The 20,912-nt window shown below is 69.4% G+C and carries 23 protein-coding genes; 3 read left to right on the forward strand and 20 right to left on the reverse strand.

What is annotated here, in order from left to right:
* Nucleotides 1-37: 37 nt before the first annotated feature.
* The 5 genes from ACGFWI_RS14865 to ACGFWI_RS14885 form a co-directional block, all read right to left on the reverse strand.
* Nucleotides 38-868, reverse strand: coding sequence for a L,D-transpeptidase (locus ACGFWI_RS14865; protein ID WP_393906364.1), 831 nt, complete (start codon nt 866-868; stop codon nt 38-40).
* Nucleotides 869-978: 110 nt separating this feature from the next.
* Nucleotides 979-2,403 carry an NAD(P)H-hydrate dehydratase gene (locus ACGFWI_RS14870; protein ID WP_393906365.1) on the reverse strand — a complete coding sequence of 475 codons (1,425 nt, stop codon included), beginning with the start codon at nt 2,401-2,403 and terminating at the stop codon, nt 979-981.
* 103 nt (nt 2,404-2,506) lie between these two features.
* Complete coding sequence (locus ACGFWI_RS14875; protein ID WP_393906366.1) at nt 2,507-2,875, reverse strand: holo-ACP synthase; 369 nt, start codon at nt 2,873-2,875, stop codon at nt 2,507-2,509.
* A complete protein-coding gene (glmS, locus tag ACGFWI_RS14880) occupies nt 2,872-4,719 on the reverse strand; it encodes a glutamine--fructose-6-phosphate transaminase (isomerizing) (RefSeq protein WP_393906367.1) in 1,848 nt (615 codons plus the stop codon). Before glmS ends, ACGFWI_RS14875 begins: the two co-directional genes overlap by 4 nt.
* A gap of 25 nt (nt 4,720-4,744) precedes the next feature.
* A complete protein-coding gene (locus ACGFWI_RS14885) occupies nt 4,745-5,023 on the reverse strand; it encodes a hypothetical protein (RefSeq protein WP_393906368.1) in 279 nt (92 codons plus the stop codon).
* Between the two features lie 197 nt (nt 5,024-5,220).
* On the opposite strand from ACGFWI_RS14885, the gene coaA reads away from it, so the two are divergent.
* Together coaA and ACGFWI_RS14895 are read left to right on the forward strand one after the other, a co-directional pair.
* A complete protein-coding gene (coaA, locus tag ACGFWI_RS14890) occupies nt 5,221-6,204 on the forward strand; it encodes a type I pantothenate kinase (protein WP_393906369.1) in 984 nt (327 codons plus the stop codon).
* Nucleotides 6,205-6,217: 13 nt separating this feature from the next.
* Complete coding sequence (locus tag ACGFWI_RS14895) at nt 6,218-7,156, forward strand: DUF389 domain-containing protein (RefSeq protein WP_393906370.1); 939 nt, start codon at nt 6,218-6,220, stop codon at nt 7,154-7,156.
* 75 nt (nt 7,157-7,231) lie between these two features.
* Here ACGFWI_RS14895 and glmM read toward each other — a convergent pair whose 3' ends face one another.
* The 4 genes from glmM to ACGFWI_RS14915 form a co-directional block, all read right to left on the reverse strand.
* A complete protein-coding gene (gene glmM / locus ACGFWI_RS14900) occupies nt 7,232-8,590 on the reverse strand; it encodes a phosphoglucosamine mutase (RefSeq protein ID WP_393906371.1) in 1,359 nt (452 codons plus the stop codon).
* 142 nt (nt 8,591-8,732) lie between these two features.
* On the reverse strand, nt 8,733-9,245 hold the full coding sequence (gene rpsI / locus ACGFWI_RS14905) for a 30S ribosomal protein S9 (protein ID WP_018090882.1): 513 nt from the start codon (nt 9,243-9,245) through the stop codon (nt 8,733-8,735).
* Between the two features lie 43 nt (nt 9,246-9,288).
* A complete protein-coding gene (gene rplM / locus ACGFWI_RS14910) occupies nt 9,289-9,732 on the reverse strand; it encodes a 50S ribosomal protein L13 (RefSeq protein ID WP_393487445.1) in 444 nt (147 codons plus the stop codon).
* 445 nt (nt 9,733-10,177) lie between these two features.
* Nucleotides 10,178-11,806, reverse strand: coding sequence for an ABC-F family ATP-binding cassette domain-containing protein (locus ACGFWI_RS14915; protein ID WP_393906372.1), 1,629 nt, complete (start codon nt 11,804-11,806; stop codon nt 10,178-10,180).
* A 56-nt stretch (nt 11,807-11,862) separates the two neighbouring features.
* Here ACGFWI_RS14915 and ACGFWI_RS14920 point away from each other — a divergent pair, with 56 nt between their 5' ends.
* On the forward strand, nt 11,863-12,735 hold the full coding sequence (locus ACGFWI_RS14920; protein WP_393906373.1) for a hypothetical protein: 873 nt from the start codon (nt 11,863-11,865) through the stop codon (nt 12,733-12,735).
* A 61-nt stretch (nt 12,736-12,796) separates the two neighbouring features.
* Here the strand turns inward: ACGFWI_RS14920 and truA are convergent, their stop codons facing one another.
* The 11 genes from truA to secY form a co-directional block, all read right to left on the reverse strand.
* Nucleotides 12,797-13,651 carry a tRNA pseudouridine(38-40) synthase TruA gene (gene truA / locus ACGFWI_RS14925; protein ID WP_393906374.1) on the reverse strand — a complete coding sequence of 285 codons (855 nt, stop codon included), beginning with the start codon at nt 13,649-13,651 and terminating at the stop codon, nt 12,797-12,799.
* Nucleotides 13,652-13,800: 149 nt separating this feature from the next.
* Complete coding sequence (gene rplQ, locus ACGFWI_RS14930; RefSeq protein ID WP_393906375.1) at nt 13,801-14,268, reverse strand: 50S ribosomal protein L17; 468 nt, start codon at nt 14,266-14,268, stop codon at nt 13,801-13,803.
* A gap of 126 nt (nt 14,269-14,394) precedes the next feature.
* Entirely contained in the window at nt 14,395-15,417 is a 1,023-nt protein-coding gene (locus tag ACGFWI_RS14935; protein ID WP_003956430.1) for a DNA-directed RNA polymerase subunit alpha, read from the reverse strand.
* 109 nt (nt 15,418-15,526) lie between these two features.
* Nucleotides 15,527-16,153, reverse strand: a complete 627-nt coding sequence (rpsD, locus tag ACGFWI_RS14940) for a 30S ribosomal protein S4 (protein WP_393906376.1) — start codon at nt 16,151-16,153, stop codon at nt 15,527-15,529.
* A 26-nt stretch (nt 16,154-16,179) separates the two neighbouring features.
* Complete coding sequence (gene rpsK, locus ACGFWI_RS14945) at nt 16,180-16,584, reverse strand: 30S ribosomal protein S11 (RefSeq protein ID WP_004571845.1); 405 nt, start codon at nt 16,582-16,584, stop codon at nt 16,180-16,182.
* 64 nt (nt 16,585-16,648) lie between these two features.
* Nucleotides 16,649-17,029 (reverse strand): 30S ribosomal protein S13, encoded by a 381-nt coding sequence (gene rpsM, locus ACGFWI_RS14950; protein ID WP_168479930.1) that lies wholly within the window; start codon nt 17,027-17,029, stop codon nt 16,649-16,651.
* A gap of 198 nt (nt 17,030-17,227) precedes the next feature.
* Nucleotides 17,228-17,341: a 50S ribosomal protein L36 gene (gene rpmJ / locus ACGFWI_RS14955; protein ID WP_003956441.1), complete on the reverse strand. Its 114-nt coding sequence runs from the start codon at nt 17,339-17,341 to the stop codon at nt 17,228-17,230.
* A 60-nt stretch (nt 17,342-17,401) separates the two neighbouring features.
* The gene (gene infA / locus ACGFWI_RS14960) at nt 17,402-17,623 is read right to left on the reverse strand and encodes a translation initiation factor IF-1 (RefSeq protein WP_003956442.1); all 222 of its coding nucleotides are present in this window, start codon (nt 17,621-17,623) and stop codon (nt 17,402-17,404) included.
* A gap of 211 nt (nt 17,624-17,834) precedes the next feature.
* Nucleotides 17,835-18,671, reverse strand: a complete 837-nt coding sequence (gene map, locus ACGFWI_RS14965) for a type I methionyl aminopeptidase (protein ID WP_393906377.1) — start codon at nt 18,669-18,671, stop codon at nt 17,835-17,837.
* A gap of 123 nt (nt 18,672-18,794) precedes the next feature.
* A complete protein-coding gene (locus tag ACGFWI_RS14970; protein WP_393906378.1) occupies nt 18,795-19,451 on the reverse strand; it encodes an adenylate kinase in 657 nt (218 codons plus the stop codon).
* A complete protein-coding gene (gene secY / locus ACGFWI_RS14975) occupies nt 19,451-20,764 on the reverse strand; it encodes a preprotein translocase subunit SecY (protein ID WP_393906525.1) in 1,314 nt (437 codons plus the stop codon). Before secY ends, ACGFWI_RS14970 begins: the two co-directional genes overlap by 1 nt.
* Nucleotides 20,765-20,912 lie beyond the last annotated feature (148 nt).

The raw sequence follows: 20,912 nt of genomic DNA on the forward strand, positions 1-20,912 counted from the left end.
GTTGCGGCGCCCCGGGGGACGGGCGGGGAAACCGTGCTCACACGCCGGGTTTCCGCCCCCAGACGTACACGATGTCCTGCTTCTTCAGCAGATCCCACAGCTTCTGCGCATCCGTCCATGTGAGGTTGACGCAGCCGTGCGAGCCGGGCCCCTGATAGATGTCGTCGTAGACGGCATGCAGTGCCTCCCCGCGGTCGAAGAACTGCGCGAACGGCATGGGCGTGTGGTAAAGGTTGGAAATGTGCCTTCTGTGCCGTAGATAGATCCGGTACGTACCCGTACGGGTCTCCATCGTCGGCGCACCGGAGCGGATCGCCACCGGGTCGAAGATCACCCGCCCGTCCTGCTGCACCCACAGCAGCTGCCGGTTCAGATCGACACACACGGTCCGCTCGCGACGGTCGGGGCAGTGACCGGCCCGGTTGGGGTCCTTCTTGGCCCGCATCAGCCGCACCATCGCCCCCGTGACCGACCCCGCGAATCCGGACGCCGGCACAATGCGGTGCGCCTGCTGGAACCGCCGGATCGCCCGGCAGTCCCCCACACTCTGCCGCCCGTCCACCTCCCGCCGCAGATAGCGCTCCGTCTGCCGCTGGTAGGGCCCGGTGGACCGGCTGCACGCCACCGACCTGGTGCCGTGGTGCACCACCTCGGACTGCGGCACGTACTCGATGTGCCGCTGCGTCCCGCGCGCCGGTGCCCGGCCGGGCGTCTCGCGCGGGACACCGGGAACCAGGCCGGAGACCGCGTACGAGACGGGCTCGGCAACCGCGCGCGAGACGGGCGACGGTGCCACGGCCACCGCGGGCGGCCCGGCGACGACGAGCAGCGAGGCGCAGACCAGCAGCGCCGGAAGAGTGCGTTTCATGCCCTCACGCATGCCGTGGCCACGCGGACGTACCGCCCGCCGACCGCCAGGTTCGCCCTGGTGCCCGCCCCATTCCCCCGCCGGGCGTAACGCCGGCCGGTTTGTTTCTGTCAGCCCGTCACATCCCGCCAGGCCGCGGCCAGATGGCCCGCAACGTCCGAGGCCAGGATCGGCGCGCCGGCCGGCCCGGCCGCCTGCCGGGCCGCCAGCCCGTGCAGATAGGCGCCGACCGACCCCGCGTCACGCGCGGTGAGTCCCGCGGCGAGCAACGACCCCGTCACCCCCGACAGCACGTCCCCGCTCCCGGCCGTCGCCAGCCAGCTGGTCCCCGTGGGGTTGATCCGCACCGGCCCGTCCGCCTCCGCCACCAGCGTCGTCGAGCCCTTGAGCAGCACCGTGGCGCCGTACCGCGCCGCCAACTCCCGTACGGATGCCAGCCGTGCCGCCTCGACCTCCTCGCGTCCGCGTCCGAGCAGTGCGGCGGCCTCCCCCGCATGCGGCGTCAGCAGGGTCTCGGCCGTGCGCTCCGCGACCCGCTGCGGCGTCAGGAACCGCAGCCCGTCCGCGTCCACCAGCACCGGAACCTCCGCGGCCAGCACCTCGTCCAGCGCGTCCGATTCCTCGCCGATGCCGGGACCGATGACCCACGACTGCACCCGGCCCGCCTTGTCCGGCGGCCCGGCATGCACCAGCGTCTCCGGAAAGTGCGCCAGCACCGCCTCGGCGGCCGGCCCGACATAGCGCACGGCCCCCGCGCCGCCCCGCAACGCACCCGCCACCGCGAGCACCGCCGCCCCCGGATACCGCGCGGACCCGGCGACCACCCCGACCACGCCCCGCCGGTACTTGTCGCTCTCGGGCGCCGGGCGCGGCAGCAGATCCGCCACATCCGCATGCTGCAGCGCCTCCGCCTCGGCCTCCTCCGGCAGCGTGAGCCCGATGTCCACCAGCCGCAGCGCCCCCGCCCGCTCCCGCGCCGGATCGATCAGCAGCCCCGGTTTGTACGCCCCGAACGTCACCGTCGCATCGGCCCGTACGGCCTCCCCGCGCACCTCACCGCTGTCCGCATCCACACCACTGGGCAGATCGACGGCCACCACCGGCGCCGACTCCCACGCCGCACGCGCCAGTTGTGCCGCCTCCGGGCGCAGCCCGCCCCGCCCTCCGATCCCGACGATCCCGTCCACGACCAGATCGGCCCGCGCGATGTCCCCCCGCGCATCGGCCGAGACCCGCCCCCCGGCCGCCCGCAGCGCGGCGAGCCCGCCCTGGTGGGCCCGTTCGGGCGAGAGCAGCACCGCCACCACCCCGGCTCCCCGCCGCGCCAGCCGGGCACCGGCGTACAGCGCGTCCCCGCCGTTGTCGCCGCTGCCCACCAGCAGCACCACCCGGGCGCCGTACACCCGCCCCAGCAACTCCGCACAGGCAACGGCCAGTCCGGCCGCCGCCCGCTGCATCAGGGCCCCTTCGGGCAACCGGGCCATGAGCTCTCGCTCCGCGGCCCGCACGGTCTCCACGCTGTAGGCAGTCCTCATACCGACAAGTCTCGCCCCTCGCCCGCGGGGTGCGGGGGATTTCCCCCTCCCCGCAAAGACGGCGCCCGCCCACCGGCGAGCGGGGGCGGGCGCCGCAGGGGCCTCACGCCTCGGCGATCACCACGGCGGAGGCGACCCCCGCGTCATGGCTCAGCGATACGTGCCACGTACGGACCCCGAGCTCCTTCGCGCGTGCCTCGACGGTCCCGCGCACCCGCAGCCGCGGCTGCCCGCTGTCCTCGACGTACACCTCGGCATCGGTCCAGTGCAGCCCGCCCGGTGCCCCGAGCGCCTTGGCCACCGCCTCCTTGGCGGCGAACCGCGCCGCCAGCGAGGCGATGCCGCGACGCTCACCACTGGGCAGCATCAGCTCCTCCTCGATGAACAGCCGCTGCGCCAGCTCCGGCGTACGCTCCAGCGCCGCGCCGAAGCGCTCGATCTCGGCGACATCGATCCCGACCCCGATGATCACTCCACCGTCACCGACTTGGCGAGGTTGCGAGGCTGGTCGACCTCGTTGCCGCGGGCGGTGGCCAGCTCGCAGGCGAACACCTGCAGCGGGACCGTGGACACCAGCGGCTGCAGCAGCACCGGCGTCCGCGGAATCCGCACGAGGTGATCGGCGTACGGCACCACCGTCTCGTCGCCCTCCTCCGCGATCACGATCGTCCGTGCGCCCCGGGCCCGGATCTCCTGGATGTTCGACACGATCTTGTCGTGCAGTACGGAGCGGCCGCGCGGCGACGGCACGACCACCACCACCGGCAGATCGTCCTCGATCAGCGCGATCGGCCCGTGCTTGAGTTCCCCGGCCGCAAAGCCCTCGGCGTGCATGTACGCGAGCTCCTTGAGCTTCAGCGCGCCCTCCAGCGCCACCGGATAGCCCACGTGCCGGCCGAGGAACAGCACGGTGTTCTTGTCGGCGAGGGAGCGCGCCAGCGCCCGTACCGGCTCCATCGTCCCGAGCACCTGCTCGACCTGGGTGCCGATGGCCGCCAGTTCGCGCACCACGGCCCGGATCTCGTCGCCCCACTTCGTGCCCCGTACCTGCGCGACGTACAGCGCCACCAGGTAACAGGCCACCAACTGGGTCAGAAACGCCTTCGTGGAGGCCACCGCGACCTCGGGCCCGGCGTGCGTGTACAGCACCGCGTCCGACTCCCGCGGGATGGTCGAGCCGTTGGTGTTGCAGATGGCGAGCACCTTCGCGCCCTGCTCGCGCGCATGGCGCAGCGCCATCAGGGTGTCCATGGTCTCGCCGGACTGGCTGATGGCGATGACCAGCGTGTGCCGGTCCAGGATCGGGTCGCGGTAGCGGAATTCGCTGGCCAGCTCGGTCTCGCAGGGGATCCGGGTCCAGTGCTCGATCGCGTACTTGGCGATCATCCCCGCGTGGTACGCCGTCCCGCACGCCACGATGACGACCTTGTCGACCTCGCGCAGCACCGCGGGCGGGATCCGCACCTCGTCCAGGGAGAGCACCCCCGAGGCGTCGATCCGGCCCAGCAGGGTGTCCGCCACGGCCTTCGGCTGCTCGGCGATCTCCTTGAGCATGAAGTAGTCGTAGCCGCCCTTCTCGGCGGCCGAGGCGTCCCAGTCGACGTGGTACTCGCGTACCTCCGCGGGCGCGCCGTCGAAGTCGGTGACCGTCACCCCGTCCCGGCGCAGCTCCACGACCTGGTCCTGGCCCAGCTCGATCGCCTCACGGGTGTGCGCGATGAACGCCGCCACATCCGAGGCGAGAAACGCCTCGCCGTCCCCGACCCCCACCACCAGCGGCGAGTTCCGGCGCGCCCCGACCACCACGTCCGGCTCATCGGCGTGCACCGCGACCAGCGTGAACGCGCCCTCCAGCAGCCCGCACACCTGCCGCATCGCCTCGGCCAGCTCACCGCAGGACGAGTAGGCCTCGGCGAGCAGATGCGCCACGACCTCGGTGTCCGTGTCGGACGTCAACTCGTGCCCGCGGTCGGTGAGTTCGGCGCGCAGGCCGGCGAAGTTCTCGATGATGCCGTTGTGCACGACGGAGACCCGGCCGGCGTTGTCCAGATGCGGATGGGCGTTCTCGTCGGTGGGGGCACCGTGGGTGGCCCACCGGGTGTGCCCGATACCGGTCGAGCCGGCCGGCAGCGGACGGTCCGCCAGCTCCTTCTCCAGATTGGCGAGTTTGCCGGCTTTCTTGGCCGCTGCCAGCCCGCCATCGGCCAGCACGGCGACACCCGCCGAGTCATAGCCGCGGTACTCCAGCCGCTTCAGCCCGGCCAGGACGACGTCAAGGGCGCTCTGCCCGCCCACATATCCCACGATTCCGCACATGAAGGCAGCGTACGCCGCGGGCCGATCAATACCCTCGCGCTATCCGGTGGTGCGCCTCACGCACCGTCTCCAGGAACTCCTCGTCCGCCTCCGCGTCCGCCCCGGGACCGCCGCCCGGCTCATAACGCTCCAGGAAATCGGCGAGGTCCTCCCCCAGATCCTCGTCCGGCAGTTCCTCCGCCAGCTCGGCGTACACCCGCGCGGCGAATCCGTCCGCTGCGGCATCCGCCCCCCGGCCGCCGGTCGCGCTTCCCGTTCTCCCCCACGGCCGCTGTCCCAGCAGACCGGCCCTACGCGCTCGCACACGCACCCCCTGATTCGTCCACGGCCCGCAGTCGGGCCGCTCCCCGCCGCCGACCGTACCGGGCAAAATCCCTCGGGTACAGACAGCCGGGGTGAGAAACACCCAAGCCCGCCCCGACGTCCACAAGCCGCTCGCCGGAGGCCCCGGCCGGGGCACCCCGAGATGAACGGCGTGTGGCAGCTGCGCACAATGGGCGCGTGCCCCTGACGACCGATCCGCAGCAACGACGCCGCGCCGACAGCTCTCCGTACGTCGATCTGACGCGCGCACAGTGGAGTGCCCTGCGGGAGAAGACCCCGCTGCCCCTGACGGCCGACGAGGTCGAACGACTGCGGGGCCTGGGCGATGTCATCGACCTCGACGAGGTACGCGATGTCTACCTCCCGCTGTCCCGGCTCCTCAACCTCTATGTCGGCGCCACCAGCAACCTGCGTGGCGCGCTGAACACCTTCCTCGGCGACGTGGGCGGCGGCCCCCAGCCCGGCACCCCGTTCGTCATCGGGGTCGCGGGCAGCGTGGCGGTCGGGAAGTCCACCACCGCGCGGCTGCTGCAGGCGCTGCTGGCCCGCTGGCCCGAGCATCCGCGGGTCGAGCTGGTCACCACCGACGGGTTCCTCTTCCCCAACGCCGAGCTGCACCGCCGCGGCCTGATGTCCCGTAAGGGCTTCCCGGAGTCGTACGACCGGCGGGCGCTGACCCGCTTCGTCGCCGATGTGAAGTCCGGCAAGGCCGAGGTCACCGCGCCCGTCTACTCCCACCTGATCTACGACATCGTGCCCGGCGAGCGGCTGACCGTGCACCGCCCGGACATCCTCATCGTCGAGGGCCTGAACGTCCTGCAGCCGGCGCTGCCCGGCAAGGACGGCCGCACCCGCCTCGGACTCGCCGACTTCTTCGACTTCTCCGTCTACGTCGACGCCCGCACCGCGGACATCGAGAAGTGGTACCTCGGCCGCTTCCGCAAGCTGCGCGAGACGGCCTTCCAGAACCCGTTCTCGTACTTCCGCAAGTACACCCAGGTCTCCGAGGACGAGGCCCTCGACTACGCCCGCATGATCTGGCGCACCGTCAACAAGCCCAACCTGCAACAGAACGTCGCCCCCACCCGCGGCCGCGCCAACCTGGTGCTGCGCAAGGGTCCTGACCACAAGGTGCAGCGGCTGTCGTTGCGCAAGCTCTAGGGAGTCGCCCGCCGTGCTGCATCTACGCCTGATCGTCCCCGCGGACCGTACGGACGAGGTGTTCCGGCTGCTGGAGACGACCGTCGGAGCGACCCATCTGGTGGTGCTGACCGGGGCGGCCCGCGACCCGCAGGGCGATGTCGTGATGTGCGATGTCGCACGGGAGGCCGCCGACGGTCTGCTGGCCCGCCTCCGGGCGATGGAGCTGGACCAGACCGGTTCGATCGCGCTGGAGAACATCGATCTGTCGCTGTCCCGGCAGGCCGACCGGGCTGCGGACGACGCCCCCGGCGAGGGCGTCGACGCCGTGCTGTGGGAGTCGCTGACCGAGGCCACCCACGAGGAGTCCACCCTCTCCGCGACCTACCTGGCGTTCCTGACGGTCGCCACGATGATCGCGGCCTGCGGTGTGGTCCTCGACAACGCGATCCTGATCGTCGGCGCGATGGCCGTGGGCCCGGAGTTCGGCCCGCTCGCCGGTGTCTGCACCGCGCTCGTCCGGCGGGCCCCACGGCTGGCCTGGCGCTCCCTGGTGGCGCTGCTCGTGGGGTTCGCGGTGGCGATGGTGGTGACGGTCGGCTTCAGCCTCTTCATGGACGCGGTGGGCCTCTTCCACGCCGAGGACCTGGCGGCCGACCGGCCGAACACCAACTTCATCTACCGGCCCGACTGGTTCTCGTTCGTCGTCGCCGTGCTCGCCGGTATCGCCGGGGTGCTGTCACTGACGTCCGCGAAGTCGGGCGCCCTGGTCGGAGTGGCGATCTCCGTGACCACCGTCCCGGCCGCCGCCAACGCCGCGGTCGCGCTCGGCTACCAGGAGTACGGCCAGGCCTGGCACTCCATGGAACAGCTGCTGCTGAACCTCGTGGGCATCCTTCTGGCGGGCACCCTGACGCTGACCACCCAGAAGCTGCTGTGGGCCCGGCACGGCACCGGGCCGCGACCGCACTAGCAAGGGCCGGCAACGACAACGGCCCTGCCCGACGCCGGACAGGGCCGCCGCCGGGCAGGGCCGGAAGGTCAGGGTCTAGCCCAGCGCCGACTTCACCGCGTCGGCCAGCCGCTCGGCCACCGCCCGCGCCTGCTCGATGTCCGCGGCCTCCACCATCACCCGCACCAGCGGCTCCGTGCCGGACGGCCGCAGCAGCACCCGGCCGGTGGCGCCCAGTTCGTGCTCCGCCTCGGCGACCGCCGCGGTCAGCTCGTGAGAGCTGGTCACCCGCGACCTGTCGACGTCGGGGACGTTGATGAGGATCTGCGGCAGCCGCTCCATGACGCCCGCGAGCTCGGCCAGCGTCCGGCCGGTCGCGGCGACCCGGGCCCCCAGCATCAGACCGGTCAGGGTGCCGTCACCGGTGGTGGCATGGTCCAGCACGATCACGTGCCCGGACTGCTCACCGCCCAGCGCGAAGCCGTGCGCCTTCATCTCCTCCAGGACGTACCGGTCGCCGACCGCGGTCTGGACGAGGTCGATGCCCTCGCGCTCCATGGCGAGCTTGAAGCCCAGGTTGGACATCACGGTGGCGACGGCGGTGTTCTTGCGCAGCATCCCCTCGTCGCGCATCCCGACGGCGAGGACGGCCAGGATCTGGTCACCGTCGACCTCGTTGCCCTCGTGGTCCACGGCCAGGCAGCGGTCCGCGTCACCGTCGTGGGCGACGCCGAGGTCGGCGCCGTGCTCGACGACGGCCGCACGCAGCAGCTGGAGGTGGGTGGAGCCACAACCGTCGTTGATGTTCAGGCCGTCGGGGTCGGTGCCGAGCGTGATGACATCGGCGCCGGCCCGCGCAAAGGCCTCGGGCGAGACCCGCGCCGCCGCACCGTGGGCACCGTCGATGACGATCTTCAGCCCGTCCAGACGGTTGGGCAGGACGCCGACGAGATGCGCGACATAGTTGTCGAAGCCCTCGTCGTAGACGGTGACTCGGCCCACGCCGGCGCCGGTCGGCCGCTCCCAGGGCTCACCGGAGCTGTGTGCGCGGTAGGTCTTCTCGATGCGGTCCTCCAGCTCGTCGGCGAGCTTGTGGCCGCCGCGGGCGAAGAACTTGATGCCGTTGTCGGGCATCGGGTTGTGGCTGGCGGAGAGCATCACTCCGAGGTCCGCGCCGAGCGAGCCGGTCAGATACGCGACCGCCGGGGTCGGGAGTACACCCACCCGCAGCACGTCCACGCCGGCGCTGGCCAGGCCCGCGACGACCGCGGCCTCCAGGAACTCCCCGGACGCGCGTGGATCGCGTCCGACCACCGCCACCGGCCGGTGACCTTCGAAGGTGCCCACTTCGGCGAGTACATGCGCCGCAGCGACCGACAGACCGAGCGCCAGCTCCGCCGTCAGATCCGCATTGGCGACGCCGCGCACACCGTCCGTGCCGAAGAGTCGTCCCACTGGTGTCCTCCGAGTAGATGAGCTTGGACCAGAGCATTAAGTCCAGGTATACGCCCCTGGTCCCGGATAGCCGAACGCCCCGGCAGCACGGAATGGTGCCACCGGGGCGTTCGCCAAGAGCTGCATGGTGCAGCGCGCGCGGTTAGCGCTTGCTGTACTGCGGCGCCTTACGGGCCTTCTTCAGACCGGCCTTCTTGCGCTCGACCGCACGGTCGTCACGCTTGAGGAACCCGGCCTTCTTCAGCGCGCCGCGGTTGTTGTCGACGTCCGCCTCGTTCAGCGCACGGGCCACGCCCAGGCGCAGCGCACCGGCCTGGCCGGAGATGCCGCCGCCGGAGATGCGGGCGACAACGTCGTAGCGGTTGTCGAGCTCGAGCACCTTGAAGGGCTCGTTGACTTCCTGCTGGTGCACCTTGTTGGGGAAGTAGCCCTCAAGGGTGCGACCGTTGATCTTCCACTGGCCGGTGCCCGGAACGATCCGGACGCGGGCGATGGCGTTCTTGCGACGGCCCAGGCCGGCGGCCGGCTGCGGGTCGCCGAAGCGGGAGGCGAGGGACTCGGAGGTGTACTCCGACTCCACGACCTCGGTCTCAGTGGTGTATTCCTCGACGGCGTCGTCGTTCTCGATGACGGTCTCGGGAGTGGTCTCGGCCACGATGCTCCTCAGAATTCTCTGTCGTCTTAGGGGGTGGCCGGACTTACTGCGCGACCTGGGTGATCTCGAACGGGACCGGCTGCTGCGCAGCGTGCGGGTGCTCGGCGCCCGCGTAGACCTTCAGCTTCGAGAGCATCTGACGGCCGAGGGTGTTCTTGGGGAGCATGCCCTTGATGGCCTTCTCGACGGCCTTCTCGGGGTTCTTGTCGAGCAGCTCGTCGTAGCGGACGGAGCGCAGACCACCCGGGAAGCCCGAGTGGCGGTAAGCCATCTTCTGGGACCGCTTGTTGCCGGACAGGTGCACCTTGTCGGCGTTGACGATGATGACGAAGTCGCCCATGTCAACGTGCGGCGCGTAAACGGGCTTGTGCTTACCCCGCAGGAGGGACGCGGCCTGGCTGGCCAGACGGCCCAGGACAACGTCCTGCGCGTCAATGATGTGCCACTGGCGCTGGACATCGCCGGGCTTGGGGCTGAACGTACGCACGGTTAGCCTTCGCTTCTTCAGAGGTGGGGTATCCCCTGGCCGTGAGACCTGGGGGAAGGGTCCTGTACTGGTCACCACGATCGATCACACCAGCAGGAGCGGCACTACGGGTGACGCAACCCGATCGTCCGTCGCTGGTCATCGGCCCGATGGACCGCGTAAGGGCCCCCTCACGTGAGATAGAGCAAGCCAATACGCATAACGAACAGGCAGAATACCGGCCCGGCCCCGGTGGGGTCAAAACGCCCCCCGAACCGGCGTGCGGTATCGGCCCGCCGACGCCTCCCCGGTCACCGAGGGTATCGGCCGCCACACGGTACCCACCCGCACCGTCTCAGGCGTCACCGGCGCACCAGCGCCGATGCGCCGCCGGCGCTCCCGGGGCCGCCACCGGCGCGCCGCCGCCCCGGACAGCGCCACCGCCCCCGGACACCACCGGCGCGCCCTACCGCTCCCGCGCCACCCGTCGCTCGTCCCACACCGGCTCCGTCGTCTCCCGGACCCTCCCGTCCGAGCCGAACACCAGGAACCGGTCGAAGGACCGCGCGAACCACCGGTCGTGCGTCACCGCCACCACCGTCCCCTCGTACGCCTCCAGGCCCTCCTGCAGCGCCTCCGCCGACTCCAGGTCCAGGTTGTCCGTCGGCTCGTCGAGCAGCAGGGCGGTCGTGCCGGACAGCTCCAGCAGCAGGATCTGGAAGCGTGCCTGCTGGCCGCCGGAGAGCCGCTCGAAGCGCTGCTCGGCCTGCTTCTCCAGCTCGTAGCGGCGCAGCGCCGACATGGCCTGCCCCTTGTCCCTGGCGTGCTCGGTCCACAGGATGTCGAGCAGGGTGCGGCCCAGCAGCTCGGGGTGGGCGTGGGTCTGCGCGAAGTGACCGGGGACGACCCTGGCCCCCAGCTTCCACGCCCCGGTGTGCGGGACGGGGTTCTGCTCGTCCCCGGCCAGCAGGCGCAGGAAGTGGGACTTCCCGGAGCCGTTGGAGCCGAGGACCGCGACCCGCTCGCCATAGAAGATCTCCAGGTCGAACGGCTTCATCAGGCCGGTCAGCTCCAGGCCCTCACAGGTGACCGCCCGTACGCCGGTGCGCCCGCCGCGCAGCCGCATGGTGATGTCCTGCTCGCGCGGCGGCTCCGGCGGCGGCCCGGCCTCCTCGAACTTCCGCAGCCGGGTCTGCGCCGCCGCATAGCGCGAGGCCAGCTCATGGCTGACCGAGGCCGCCTGCCGCAGCGAGACCACCAGCTTCTTCAGCTGCGCATGCTTCTCGTCCCAGCGCCGCCGCAGCTCCTCGAAGCGGGCGAAGCGCTCCTTGCGCGCGTCGTGGTAGGTGTCGAAGCCCCCGCCGTGCACCCATACGTCGGAGCCCGCGGGCCCCGGCTCGACGCTGACGATCTTCTCCGCGGCACGGGCCAGCAGCTCCCGGTCGTGCGAGACGAACAACACCGTCTTACGGGTCGCCCGCAGCTGCTCCTCCAGCCACCGCTTGCCCGGCACATCCAGATAGTTGTCCGGCTCGTCCAGCAGCAGCACCTCGTCCGTGCCGCGCAGCAGCGACTCCAGCACCAGCCGCTTCTGCTCGCCCCCGGACAGCGTGCGCACCTGCCGCCACTGCGCCTTCTCGTACGGCATCCCCAGGGCCGCCGTCGTGCAGATGTCCCAGGCCGTCTCCGCCTCGTAGCCGCGCGCCTCGGCCCAGTCGCTGAGCGCCTGGGCATAGGTCATCTGCGCGGCTTCGTCATCGGCGGTCATGAGCGCCAGCTCGGCGGCGTCCACCGCGGCCGCCGCCTCCCTGATCCGCGGCTGCGCCACGGAGACCAGCAGGTCACGCACCGTGCGCTCGTCCCGTACGGATCCCACGAACTGCGGCATCACGCCCAGCCCGCCGCTGACCGTCACCGCCCCGCCGTGCGGCTGCAGCTCCCCCGCGATCAGCCGCAGCAGCGTCGTCTTGCCCGCCCCGTTGGCTCCCACCAGCGCCACCGACGCGCCTTCCCCCACCCGGAAGGACACATCTCCCAGCAGGACCCTCCCGTCCGGCAGGTAGTACTCCAGATGTCCGGCCTCAAGATGTCCCATGGACGGGATTGTGACCGGCCTCCAAGCGTTCCACCAACCCCATTAGGATGCGCGGCATGAGCTTTGGGCAAGGGGGGCCGTTCGACGGCCCCGGGGGTTCTTCGTCGTCCACTCCGGACTGGGGTGCACTCGCCGAGGAGAGCGAGGCGCAGTCCCGCCACAAACGCCGGCTGTGGATCGGCGGCGGAGTGCTGGCGGTCCTCGCGGTGGCCGGCATCGTCAGCGTCGCCGTCATGGCCGGCGGCGGCGGTTCGTCGGGCGGCAAACCGACGGCGTCGCCCACGGCGTCCGACCAGGCCGCGGGGCCGGACGACAAGCCGTCCTTCCCCGACGTCTCCGTGCCGCCCCCGCCCAACCCGCGGGACTACATCTCCGACCCCAAGAAGGACAGGGCGCCGCTCACCCCGGCCACCCTCTTCCCGCAGAAGAGCATGATCGTCGGCGAGCACACCTATCCGCGCACCAAGACCGCCACCGCCAAGGACTGCACCGCCGCCGCCCAGGGACCGCTCGTTTCCTCGCTGTCCCACAACGGCTGCAGGCAGCTGCTGCGCGCCACGTACGCCAAGGGCGGCGTCGCGGTCACCATCGGCATCGCGGTCTTCGACTCGCCCGCCAACGCCGCCAAGGTCATGAACGAGAACAAGGCCAACCTCATGCCGCTGCCCGGCGGTGGCGTCCCCGCGGACTTCTGCCAGGGCACGAAGTGCCGGATGGCGACCAACGCCACCGGCCGCTACGCCTACTTCACGATCGCCGGCTACCTCAACGGCAAGGACGTCACCGGCGCCGAGACCAAGGCCCGGCAGATCGCCCGGGACGGCGGCGCCTATGCGTTCAGCCAGATCACCCAGCGCGGCAAGGACCAGGCCGCGAAGGTCGCCGAGCAGCAGCTGAGGGACGCCCGGAAGAAGGCCGGCAAGTCCTGACCGCCTTCGGTGGCGCCGCCCTTCCCGGCGGCGCCACCACCGAAGCCGGTCCGGCCCCCGCTCAGCAGCAGCCGCCCCCGGGCAGCGTCCGCTTGTTCCGCGCCTCCTGGTTGCGCGCCATCAGCAGCTCATCGGCCGGGTAGCCGACCTCCTCCAGCGTCAGCCCGTGCGGCCGTACGACATGGACGGCGGAGTCCCGTACCCCGGCAGCCAGCACCTTCCCGGGCCACTCCGCCGGCCGGTGCCCGTCGCCGACGAACAGCATCGCCCCCACCAGCGACCGCACCATGTTGTGGCAGAAGGCATCCGCCCGCACGGTCGCCGTGATGATCCCGTCCGCCCCGCGCGTCCAGCTCAGCTCCTGCAGCGTACGGATCGTCGTCGCGCCTTCCCGCCGCTTGCAGTACGCCGCGAAGTCGTGCTCCCCCAGCAGCGGCCGCGAGGCCTCGTTCATGGCGTCGACGTCCAGCTCCCAGTCGTGCCACAGCACATGGCCGCGCAGCAGCGGATCCACGCCCCCGTGGTGATCGGTCACCCGGTACGCATACCGCCGCCAGATCGCCGAGAACCGCGCATTGAACCCGTACGGCGCCTCGGCCAGCCGCCACACCCGCACATCCTTCGGGAGCCGCCCGGCCAGCCGCCGCAGCAGCTTGTCCCGGTGCTCGGCCCACACCGCCTCCGGCAGGTCCACGTGCGCCACCTGCCCCCGCGCATGCACCCCCGCGTCCGTCCGCCCGGCCACGGTGAGCTCATACGTCTGTCCGGACCGGGTCACCGTCCGCAGCGCGTCCTCGATCTCCCCCTGCACGGTCCGCCGGCCACCGGCCTGCTTCGCCCACCCGGAGAAGTCCTTTCCGTCGTAGGAAAGGTCCATCCGCACCCGGACGAACCCGGGCTCCACTTCGTCACTCACGACAGCAATCCTCCCTCACACCGTGGGCAGTCCTTCCGCACGGGCGAAACCCGTGGTCACAGCGGACCCGCCCCCACCCGCCGAAGCCCGCCCGCGCACACGAAAGCGGGCCCGCCCCGAAGGGCGGACCCGCTCACGCAAGGCAGGACTCAGGCGTCCTTCGACTCCTCGGTCACCTCGGCGGCCTCGGCCGCCTCCGCGTCCTTGGCCGCACGCTTGGTCGCGGCCTCGGCCTCACCGGTGGCCTGCTGGGCCACGGTCAGCGCCTCCACCAGCTCGATGACAGCCATGGGCGCGTTGTCGCCACGACGGTTACCGATCTTGGTGATGCGGGTGTAGCCACCCGGGCGGTTCTCGAACCGCGGGGCGATCTCCGTGAAGAGCGTGTGCACGACGCTCTTGTCCGAGATCAGCTGCATGACCTGACGGCGGTTGTGAAGGTCGCCCTTCTTCGCCTTGGTCACCAGACGCTCCGAGTACGGACGCAGACGACGGGCCTTGGCCTCGGTCGTCGTGATGCGGCCGTGCTCGAAGAGCGCGGTGGCCAGGTTGCGCAGCATCAGACGCTCGTGCGCAGCGCTGCCGCCCAGACGGGCACCCTTGGCGGGCTTCGGCATGGTGTTTCTCCTTCTTTGCTGCACCGGCCGTATCAGGTACCGGTGTCAGTTCCCACGAGGCGGGCGCCCCGCGGAAGATCACACATCTGGGGCCCGGGACACGGCCCGGACCCCAGACGGACAAACTCAGTACTGCTCGGTCTCCACGAACCCGGCGTCCGCGTCGTCGTCCGCGCCGAAGGCGTCGGCGGCGGCGGTCGGGTCGAATCCGGGCGGGCTGTCCTTGAGGGCCAGGCCCATGCCGGCCAGCTTCGCCTTGACCTCGTCGATCGACTTCGCACCGAAGTTGCGGATGTCGAGCAGATCGGCCTCGGAGCGCGCCACGAGCTCACCCACGGAGTGGATGCCCTCACGCTTGAGGCAGTTGTACGAGCGGACCGTGAGCTCCAGCTCCTCGATCGGCAGCGCCAGATCGGCGGCCAGGGCGGCGTCCGTGGGGGACGGGCCCATGTCGATGCCCTCGGCGTCGATGTTGAGCTCACGCGCCAGACCGAACAGCTCGACCAGGGTCTTACCGGCGGACGCCATGGCGTCACGCGGGCGCATGGCCTGCTTGGTCTCGACGTCGACGATCAGCTTGTCGAAGTCGGTGCGCTGCTCGACACGGGTCGCCTCGACCTTGTACGTGACCTTGAGCACCGGCGAGTAGATGGAGTCGACCGGGATACGGCCGATCTCCTGGCCCACCTGCTTGTTCTGGACGGCGGAGACATAGCCGCGACCGCGCTCGACGGTCAGCTCCATCTCCAGCTTGCCCTTGCCGTTGAGGGTGGCGAGGACCAGGTCCGGGTTGTGCACCTCGACACCGGCCGGCGGGGCGATGTCAGCAGCGGTGACCAGGCCGGGGCCCTGCTTGCGCAGGTACATCACGACCGGCTCGTCGTGCTCCGAGGAGACGACCAGCTGCTTGATGTTGAGGATGAGGTCGGTGACGTCCTCCTTGACGCCCGGCACGGTGGTGAACTCGTGCAGGACACCGTCGATGCGGATGGACGTGACCGCCGCACCCGGAATCGAGGACAGGAGGGTACGACGCAGGGAGTTGCCGAGGGTGTAGCCGAAGCCCGGCTCCAGCGGCTCGATCACGAACCGGGAGCGGTATTCGTCGACGACCTCTTCGGTCAACGAGGGACGCTGAGCAATCAGCATGGTGTTCGATCCTTCAGTCGTGGACGCCCGCTATTTGACGCCCGCTGTACTGACAAGGGTACGGGCGGCACGGCGCCATTGGCTCCGTACCGCCCCCACCGGTCAGCTCTTACTTGGAGTAGAGCTCAACGATCAGCTGCTCCTGCACCTGGGTGTCGATCACCTGGCGCTCGGGCATGCTGTGCACGAGAATCCGGAGATTCGACGGAATCGCTTCCAGCCAGGCCGGAACGGTCCTGTCGCCCGCCTCGGCCTGCGCCACCGCGAACGGGGTCAGGTTCCGAGAGTTCTCGCGGACCTCGATGATGTCGTTCGCAGCCACCCGAGCCGACGGAATGTCGGTCTTGCGGCCGTTCACAGTGATGTGTCCGTGACGGACCAGCTGACGGGCGTGGTCGCGGGACTTGGCGAAGCCGGCCCGGTAGACCACGTTGTCGAGACGAGTCTCAAGGATGCGCAGAAGGTTCTCACCGGTCTTGCCGGTCTTCTGGTTCGCTTCCTTGTAGTAGTTCACGAACTGCTTCTCAAGGACACCGTAGATACGGCTGCACTTCTGCTTCTCACGAAGCTGGAGCAGGTACTCGCTGTCCTTGGTGCGCCCGCGACCGTGCTCACCCGGGGGGTAAGGACGAATCTCGATCGGGCACTTTGCGCTCTCGCACTTGCTCCCCTTGAGGAAGAGCTTCTGCTTCTCCCGACGGCAACGCTTGCAGTCGGCCCCGGTGTAACGCGCCATATTGTTTTGTCTCCTACTTCAGCTGGTCAGACGCGGCGGCGCTTGGGCGGGCGGCATCCGTTGTGCGGAGTGGGGGTGACGTCCTGGATCGAACCCACCTCGAGGCCGGTGGCCTGGAGGGAGCGGATCGCGGTCTCACGGCCGGAGCCGGGACCCTTGACGAAGACGTCGACCTTGCGCATGCCGTGCTCCTGCGCGCGGCGGGCGGCCGACTCGGCGGCCATCTGCGCGGCGAAGGGGGTGGACTTGCGCGAGCCCTTGAAGCCGACGTGGCCGGCAGAGGCCCAAGAGATCACGTTGCCCGTGGGGTCCGTGATCGAAACGATCGTGTTGTTGAACGTGCTCTTGATGTGAGCGTGCCCGTGGGCAACGTTCTTCTTCTCCTTGCGGCGCACCTTCTTGGCGCCGGCCGTACGGCCCTTCGGAGGCATTCATTACTCCCGTGGAGGTGGTCGGTCCTACAGCGAAGACCGCTGATGAGCGTCCTGCTGAGGACTACTTCTTGCCCGGCTTCTTCTTGCCGGCGATCGCGCGACGCGGACCCTTGCGGGTACGGGCGTTCGTGCTGGTGCGCTGACCGTGCACCGGCAGACCGCGGCGGTGACGCAGACCCTGGTAGCAGCCGATCTCGACCTTGCGGCGGATGTCGGCCTGGATCTCGCGACGGAGGTCACCCTCGGTCTTGAGGTTGTTGTCCACGAACTCGCGGATCTTGACGAGGTCTTCCTCAGCCAGGTCGCGAACACGGGTGTTCGGGTCCACGCCGGTGGCGGCGAGGGTCTGCTGCGACAGCGTCCGCCCGATACCGAAGACGTAGGTGAGGGCGACCTCCACACGCTTTTCGCGCGGGAGATCAACGCCTGCGAGGCGTGCCATTGATGTGGCTCCTGATGGCTATTCGGAGGTCTTCCGCAGCACCGTTCCCGTAAGACTCTGCAGAATTACGAGCCGGGTCCCCGGCCTCCGAGCCGGGGGTGTCGTCCCCACGCGAGTGATGCGGGGGTCGGGTGACTGCGTATGTACGTATGTGATTGCGTCGCGCGAAAACTGCGAAATGCAGGTGGTCGGCGTGCGTCAGCCCTGGCGCTGCTTGTGGCGCAGGTTGTCGCAGATAACCATGACCCGGCCGTGACGGCGGATCACCTTGCACTTGTCGCAGATCTTCTTGACGCTCGGCTTGACCTTCATGGGATGTGAGGTTCTCCGGGTCAGTGCCGTCACCCCACGGGAGCGGGGCGCCGACAAGATCTACTTGTAGCGGTAGACGATCCGGCCACGCGTCAGGTCGTACGGAGAAAGCTCCACCACGACCCGGTCATCCGGGAGGATACGGATGTAGTGCATCCGCATCTTGCCGCTGATGTGCGCGAGGACTTTGTGACCGTTCTGGAGCTCCACCTTGAACATGGCGTTCGGGAGGGACTCGATCACGGTGCCCTCGATTTCGATGGCACCTTGCTTCTTGGCCACGCTTCGCCCTTCGAATCGGCTACCTTGATCGACACTCCCGCACCTCGCCCTCAACCAAGAGGGCATACGGATGCACGAGAGCCGACGCGTCAGTCTACGCCAGTGCCTAGGAAAAGACGAATCCAGGATTATTGCCCACCCTGGGAGATCATTACGCCATCGCCCTCTCCGGAGCGGTCGGCTCAGGCGGTGGGGCGGGCTCCCCTGACCCTTAAGCGGAAGGGTCGCGCGCCGTGGTGATGCCCAGCTCGGCCAGCTTGGCCTTGCCGCCGTCCGGCGCGGTCAGCACCAGCGGGCCGTCCTCGGTCAGCGCGACCGAGTGCTCCCAGTGCGAGGACCAGCTGCCGTCGTTCGACTTGACCGTCCAGTCGTCGTCGAGGACGTGGGTCTTGGCCGTGCCGAGATTGACCATCGGCTCGATGGCGATGCAGAAGCCGGGCACCAGCTTCGGGCCGCGGCCGCGCTTGCGGTCGACGTAGTTCAGCAGATGCGGGTCCATGTGCATCTGCGAGCCGATGCCGTGGCCGCCGTAGTCCTCGACGATGCCGTACTTACCGCCGGCCGGCCGCGGCTGGCGGCGGATGTAGCCCTCGATCGCCTTGGAGATGTCGACCAGCCGGTTGCCCTTGGCGACCGCCGCGATGCCCGCCCACATCGACTCCTCGGTGACCCGGCTCAGCTCGACCAGCTCCGCCGAGTGACCGGACCCGACGAAGGCGGTGTACGCCGCGTCGCCGTGCCAGCCGTCGATGATCGCGCCGCAGTCGATGGAGATGATGTCGCCGTCCTGCAGCACCGTCTCGGTGTCGGGGATGCCGTGGACCACGACATCGTTGACCGAGGTGCAGATCGTCGCGGGGAAGCCGCCGTAACCGAGGAAGTTCGACTTCGCTCCGTGCTCGGCGAGCACCTTGCGTGCCGCGTCGTCCAGGTCCTTGGTCGTGGCGCCGGGCACCGCGGCCTTCCGGGTCGCCGCGTGAATGGCGGCGACCACCAGCCCCGCCTCGCGCATCTTCGCGATCTGCTCGGGGGTCTTGATCTCCACCATTACGGCTGGCGCCTTCCTGAACCGACTACAACGCTTGTCCGGCGGCCATCACGACCGCCCCGTACACGATACGGCCGCGGTACCCCTTGCGGGGACCGCGGCCGTATCGGAAGCCGTGCGGTGCTACGCGTCCCGGGACGGCAGGGCCGCCATGGCCCGCCGGGTGACCTCGTCGACCTTGCCCATTGCCGGGATGGTGACGACCAGGTCCTGGTCCTTGTAGTAGTCGATGATCGGCTCGGTCTCCGTGTGGTAGACCTCCAGCCGCTTGCGCACGGTCTCCTCGCGGTCGTCGTCCCGCTGGTACAGCTCGCCGCCGCAGGTGTCGCAGACACCCTCGCGCTCCGGCTTGTTGTACTCGGCGTGGAAGACATGACTGCTGTCGCGGCGGCAGATACGCCGGCCGGCGATCCGCTTGACGACCTCGTCCTCCGGGACCTCCAGGTCCAGGACGGCGTCCAGCTTGAGGCCCTTGTCCTTGAGGTACTCGTCCAGCGCCTTGGCCTGGCCAAGGTTGCGCGGGAAGCCGTCCAGGAGAAAACCGTTGGCCGCGTCGGGCTGTTCCATACGGTCCTCGGCCATCGCGATGGTGACCGAGTCGGGCACCAGATTGCCGGCGTCCATGTACGACTTCGCCTCGCGGCCGAGGGGTGTGCCCTGGCTGATGTTGGCGCGGAACAGGTCCCCCGTGGAGATGTGCGGGATCTCGAGGTTCTTGGCAAGGTACGCAGCCTGCGTACCCTTGCCGGCCCCCGGGGGTCCGACGAGGACGATTCGCATCAGCGGAGGAACCCTTCGTAGTTGCGCTGCTGAAGCTGGCTCTCGATCTGCTTCACGGTCTCCAGGCCCACACCCACGATGATGAGGATGCTCGTCCCGCCGAACGGGAAATTCTGGTTCGCGTTGAAAAGCACCAACGCCACTGTTGGTACGAGCGCGATCAGCCCCAGGTACAGCGAGCCCGGCCACGTGATCCGGTTGAGCACGTAGCTGAGGTACTCGGCCGTCGGGCGACCAGCCCGGATACCCGGGATGAAGCCACCATACTTCTTCATGTTGTCGGCAACTTCTTCGGGGTTGAAGCTGATGGCGACGTAGAAGAAGGCGAAGAACACGATCAGCAGGAAGTACGTAACGATGTAAACCGGGTGATTTCCCTTGGTGAAGTTGGTGGCGATCCACGTCGCCCATGCCGCCTTCGACCCGCTGAACTGTGCAACGAGGGCTGGAATGTAGAGCAGCGATGACGCGAAGATGACGGGAATCACACCCGCCTGATTCACCTTGAGCGGGATGTACGTGGACGTACCGCCATAGGACCGGCGGCCGATCATCCGCTTCGCGTACTGCACCGGAATGCGCCGCTGAGCCTGCTCGACGAAGACCACCAGGGCGACCATCGCCAGGCCCACCGCGATCACCGCGAAGAACTCGATCCAGCCGTCGGCCAGCTTGCCGGTGAGCTTGATCTGCCACAGCGCGCCCGGGAAGCCGGCGGCGATCGAGATGAACATCAGGATCGACATGCCGTTGCCGATACCGCGGTCGGTGACGAGTTCACCGAGCCACATGATCAGGCCGGTGCCGGCGGTCATCGTGATGACCATCGTGATGGTGGTGAAGATCGAGTCGCTGGGCACGATCTCGCTGGCGACCGGGCAGCTCTGGAAGAGCGCACCACTGCGGGCGGTGGCCACCAGGCCGGTGCCCTGCAGGATGGCGAGCGCCACGGTCAGATAGCGGGTGTACTGGGTGATCTTCCCCTGCCCGGACTGCCCCTCTTTCTTGAGGGCTTCCAGCCGCGGAATCACCACAGTCAGCAGCTGGAGGATGATGCTCGCCGTGATGTACGGCATGATCCCCAGCGCGAAGATCGTGATCTGCAGCAGCGCACCACCGCTGAACATGTTCACCAGGGCGAACAACCCGCTGTTGCCGCCGGCCTGCTTCATGCAGGTCGTGACGTTCGCGTAGTTCACCCCGGGGACCGGGACATGCGCGCCGATCCGGTAGAGCACCACGATGCCCAATGTGAACAGCAGCTTCTTGCGCAGGTCGGGCGTCTTGAACGCTCGGGCGAACGCGGTGAGCACGGTGCCTCCTGCGCCCCTCGCCTTGAATGCGAGAGGTGACGGTCTTGAGGATCGACGAATACTTGGCGGCCAGAACCGCACGGGCAGGGCTCGTACGGCGGGGTTCCGGGGCCATGCCCCGAAAAATAACAGTGCATGCCACCTTACC

The organism is Streptomyces sp. NPDC048434 (assembly GCF_043200375.1).
In the GTDB taxonomy this organism is placed as follows: Bacteria; Actinomycetota; Actinomycetes; order Streptomycetales; family Streptomycetaceae; genus Streptomyces.

What these genes read in the sequence shown, in the direction of transcription:
- ACGFWI_RS14865 (WP_393906364.1), bottom strand. Translation starts at nt 868, where the DNA reads ATGAAACGCACTCTTCCGGCGCTGCTGGTCTGCGCCTCGCTGCTCGTC.
- ACGFWI_RS14870 (WP_393906365.1), bottom strand. Translation starts at nt 2,403, where the DNA reads ATGAGGACTGCCTACAGCGTGGAGACCGTGCGGGCCGCGGAGCGAGAG.
- glmS (WP_393906367.1), bottom strand. Translation starts at nt 4,719, where the DNA reads ATGTGCGGAATCGTGGGATATGTGGGCGGGCAGAGCGCCCTTGACGTC.
- ACGFWI_RS14915 (WP_393906372.1), bottom strand. Translation starts at nt 11,806, where the DNA reads ATGGGACATCTTGAGGCCGGACATCTGGAGTACTACCTGCCGGACGGG.
- ACGFWI_RS14920 (WP_393906373.1), top strand. Translation starts at nt 11,863, where the DNA reads ATGAGCTTTGGGCAAGGGGGGCCGTTCGACGGCCCCGGGGGTTCTTCG.
- rplQ (WP_393906375.1), bottom strand. Translation starts at nt 14,268, where the DNA reads ATGCCGAAGCCCGCCAAGGGTGCCCGTCTGGGCGGCAGCGCTGCGCAC.
- ACGFWI_RS14935 (WP_003956430.1), bottom strand. Translation starts at nt 15,417, where the DNA reads ATGCTGATTGCTCAGCGTCCCTCGTTGACCGAAGAGGTCGTCGACGAA.
- rpsD (WP_393906376.1), bottom strand. Translation starts at nt 16,153, where the DNA reads ATGGCGCGTTACACCGGGGCCGACTGCAAGCGTTGCCGTCGGGAGAAG.
- rpsK (WP_004571845.1), bottom strand. Translation starts at nt 16,584, where the DNA reads ATGCCTCCGAAGGGCCGTACGGCCGGCGCCAAGAAGGTGCGCCGCAAG.
- rpsM (WP_168479930.1), bottom strand. Translation starts at nt 17,029, where the DNA reads ATGGCACGCCTCGCAGGCGTTGATCTCCCGCGCGAAAAGCGTGTGGAG.
- rpmJ (WP_003956441.1), bottom strand. Translation starts at nt 17,341, where the DNA reads ATGAAGGTCAAGCCGAGCGTCAAGAAGATCTGCGACAAGTGCAAGGTG.
- map (WP_393906377.1), bottom strand. Translation starts at nt 18,671, where the DNA reads ATGGTGGAGATCAAGACCCCCGAGCAGATCGCGAAGATGCGCGAGGCG.
- ACGFWI_RS14970 (WP_393906378.1), bottom strand. Translation starts at nt 19,451, where the DNA reads ATGCGAATCGTCCTCGTCGGACCCCCGGGGGCCGGCAAGGGTACGCAG.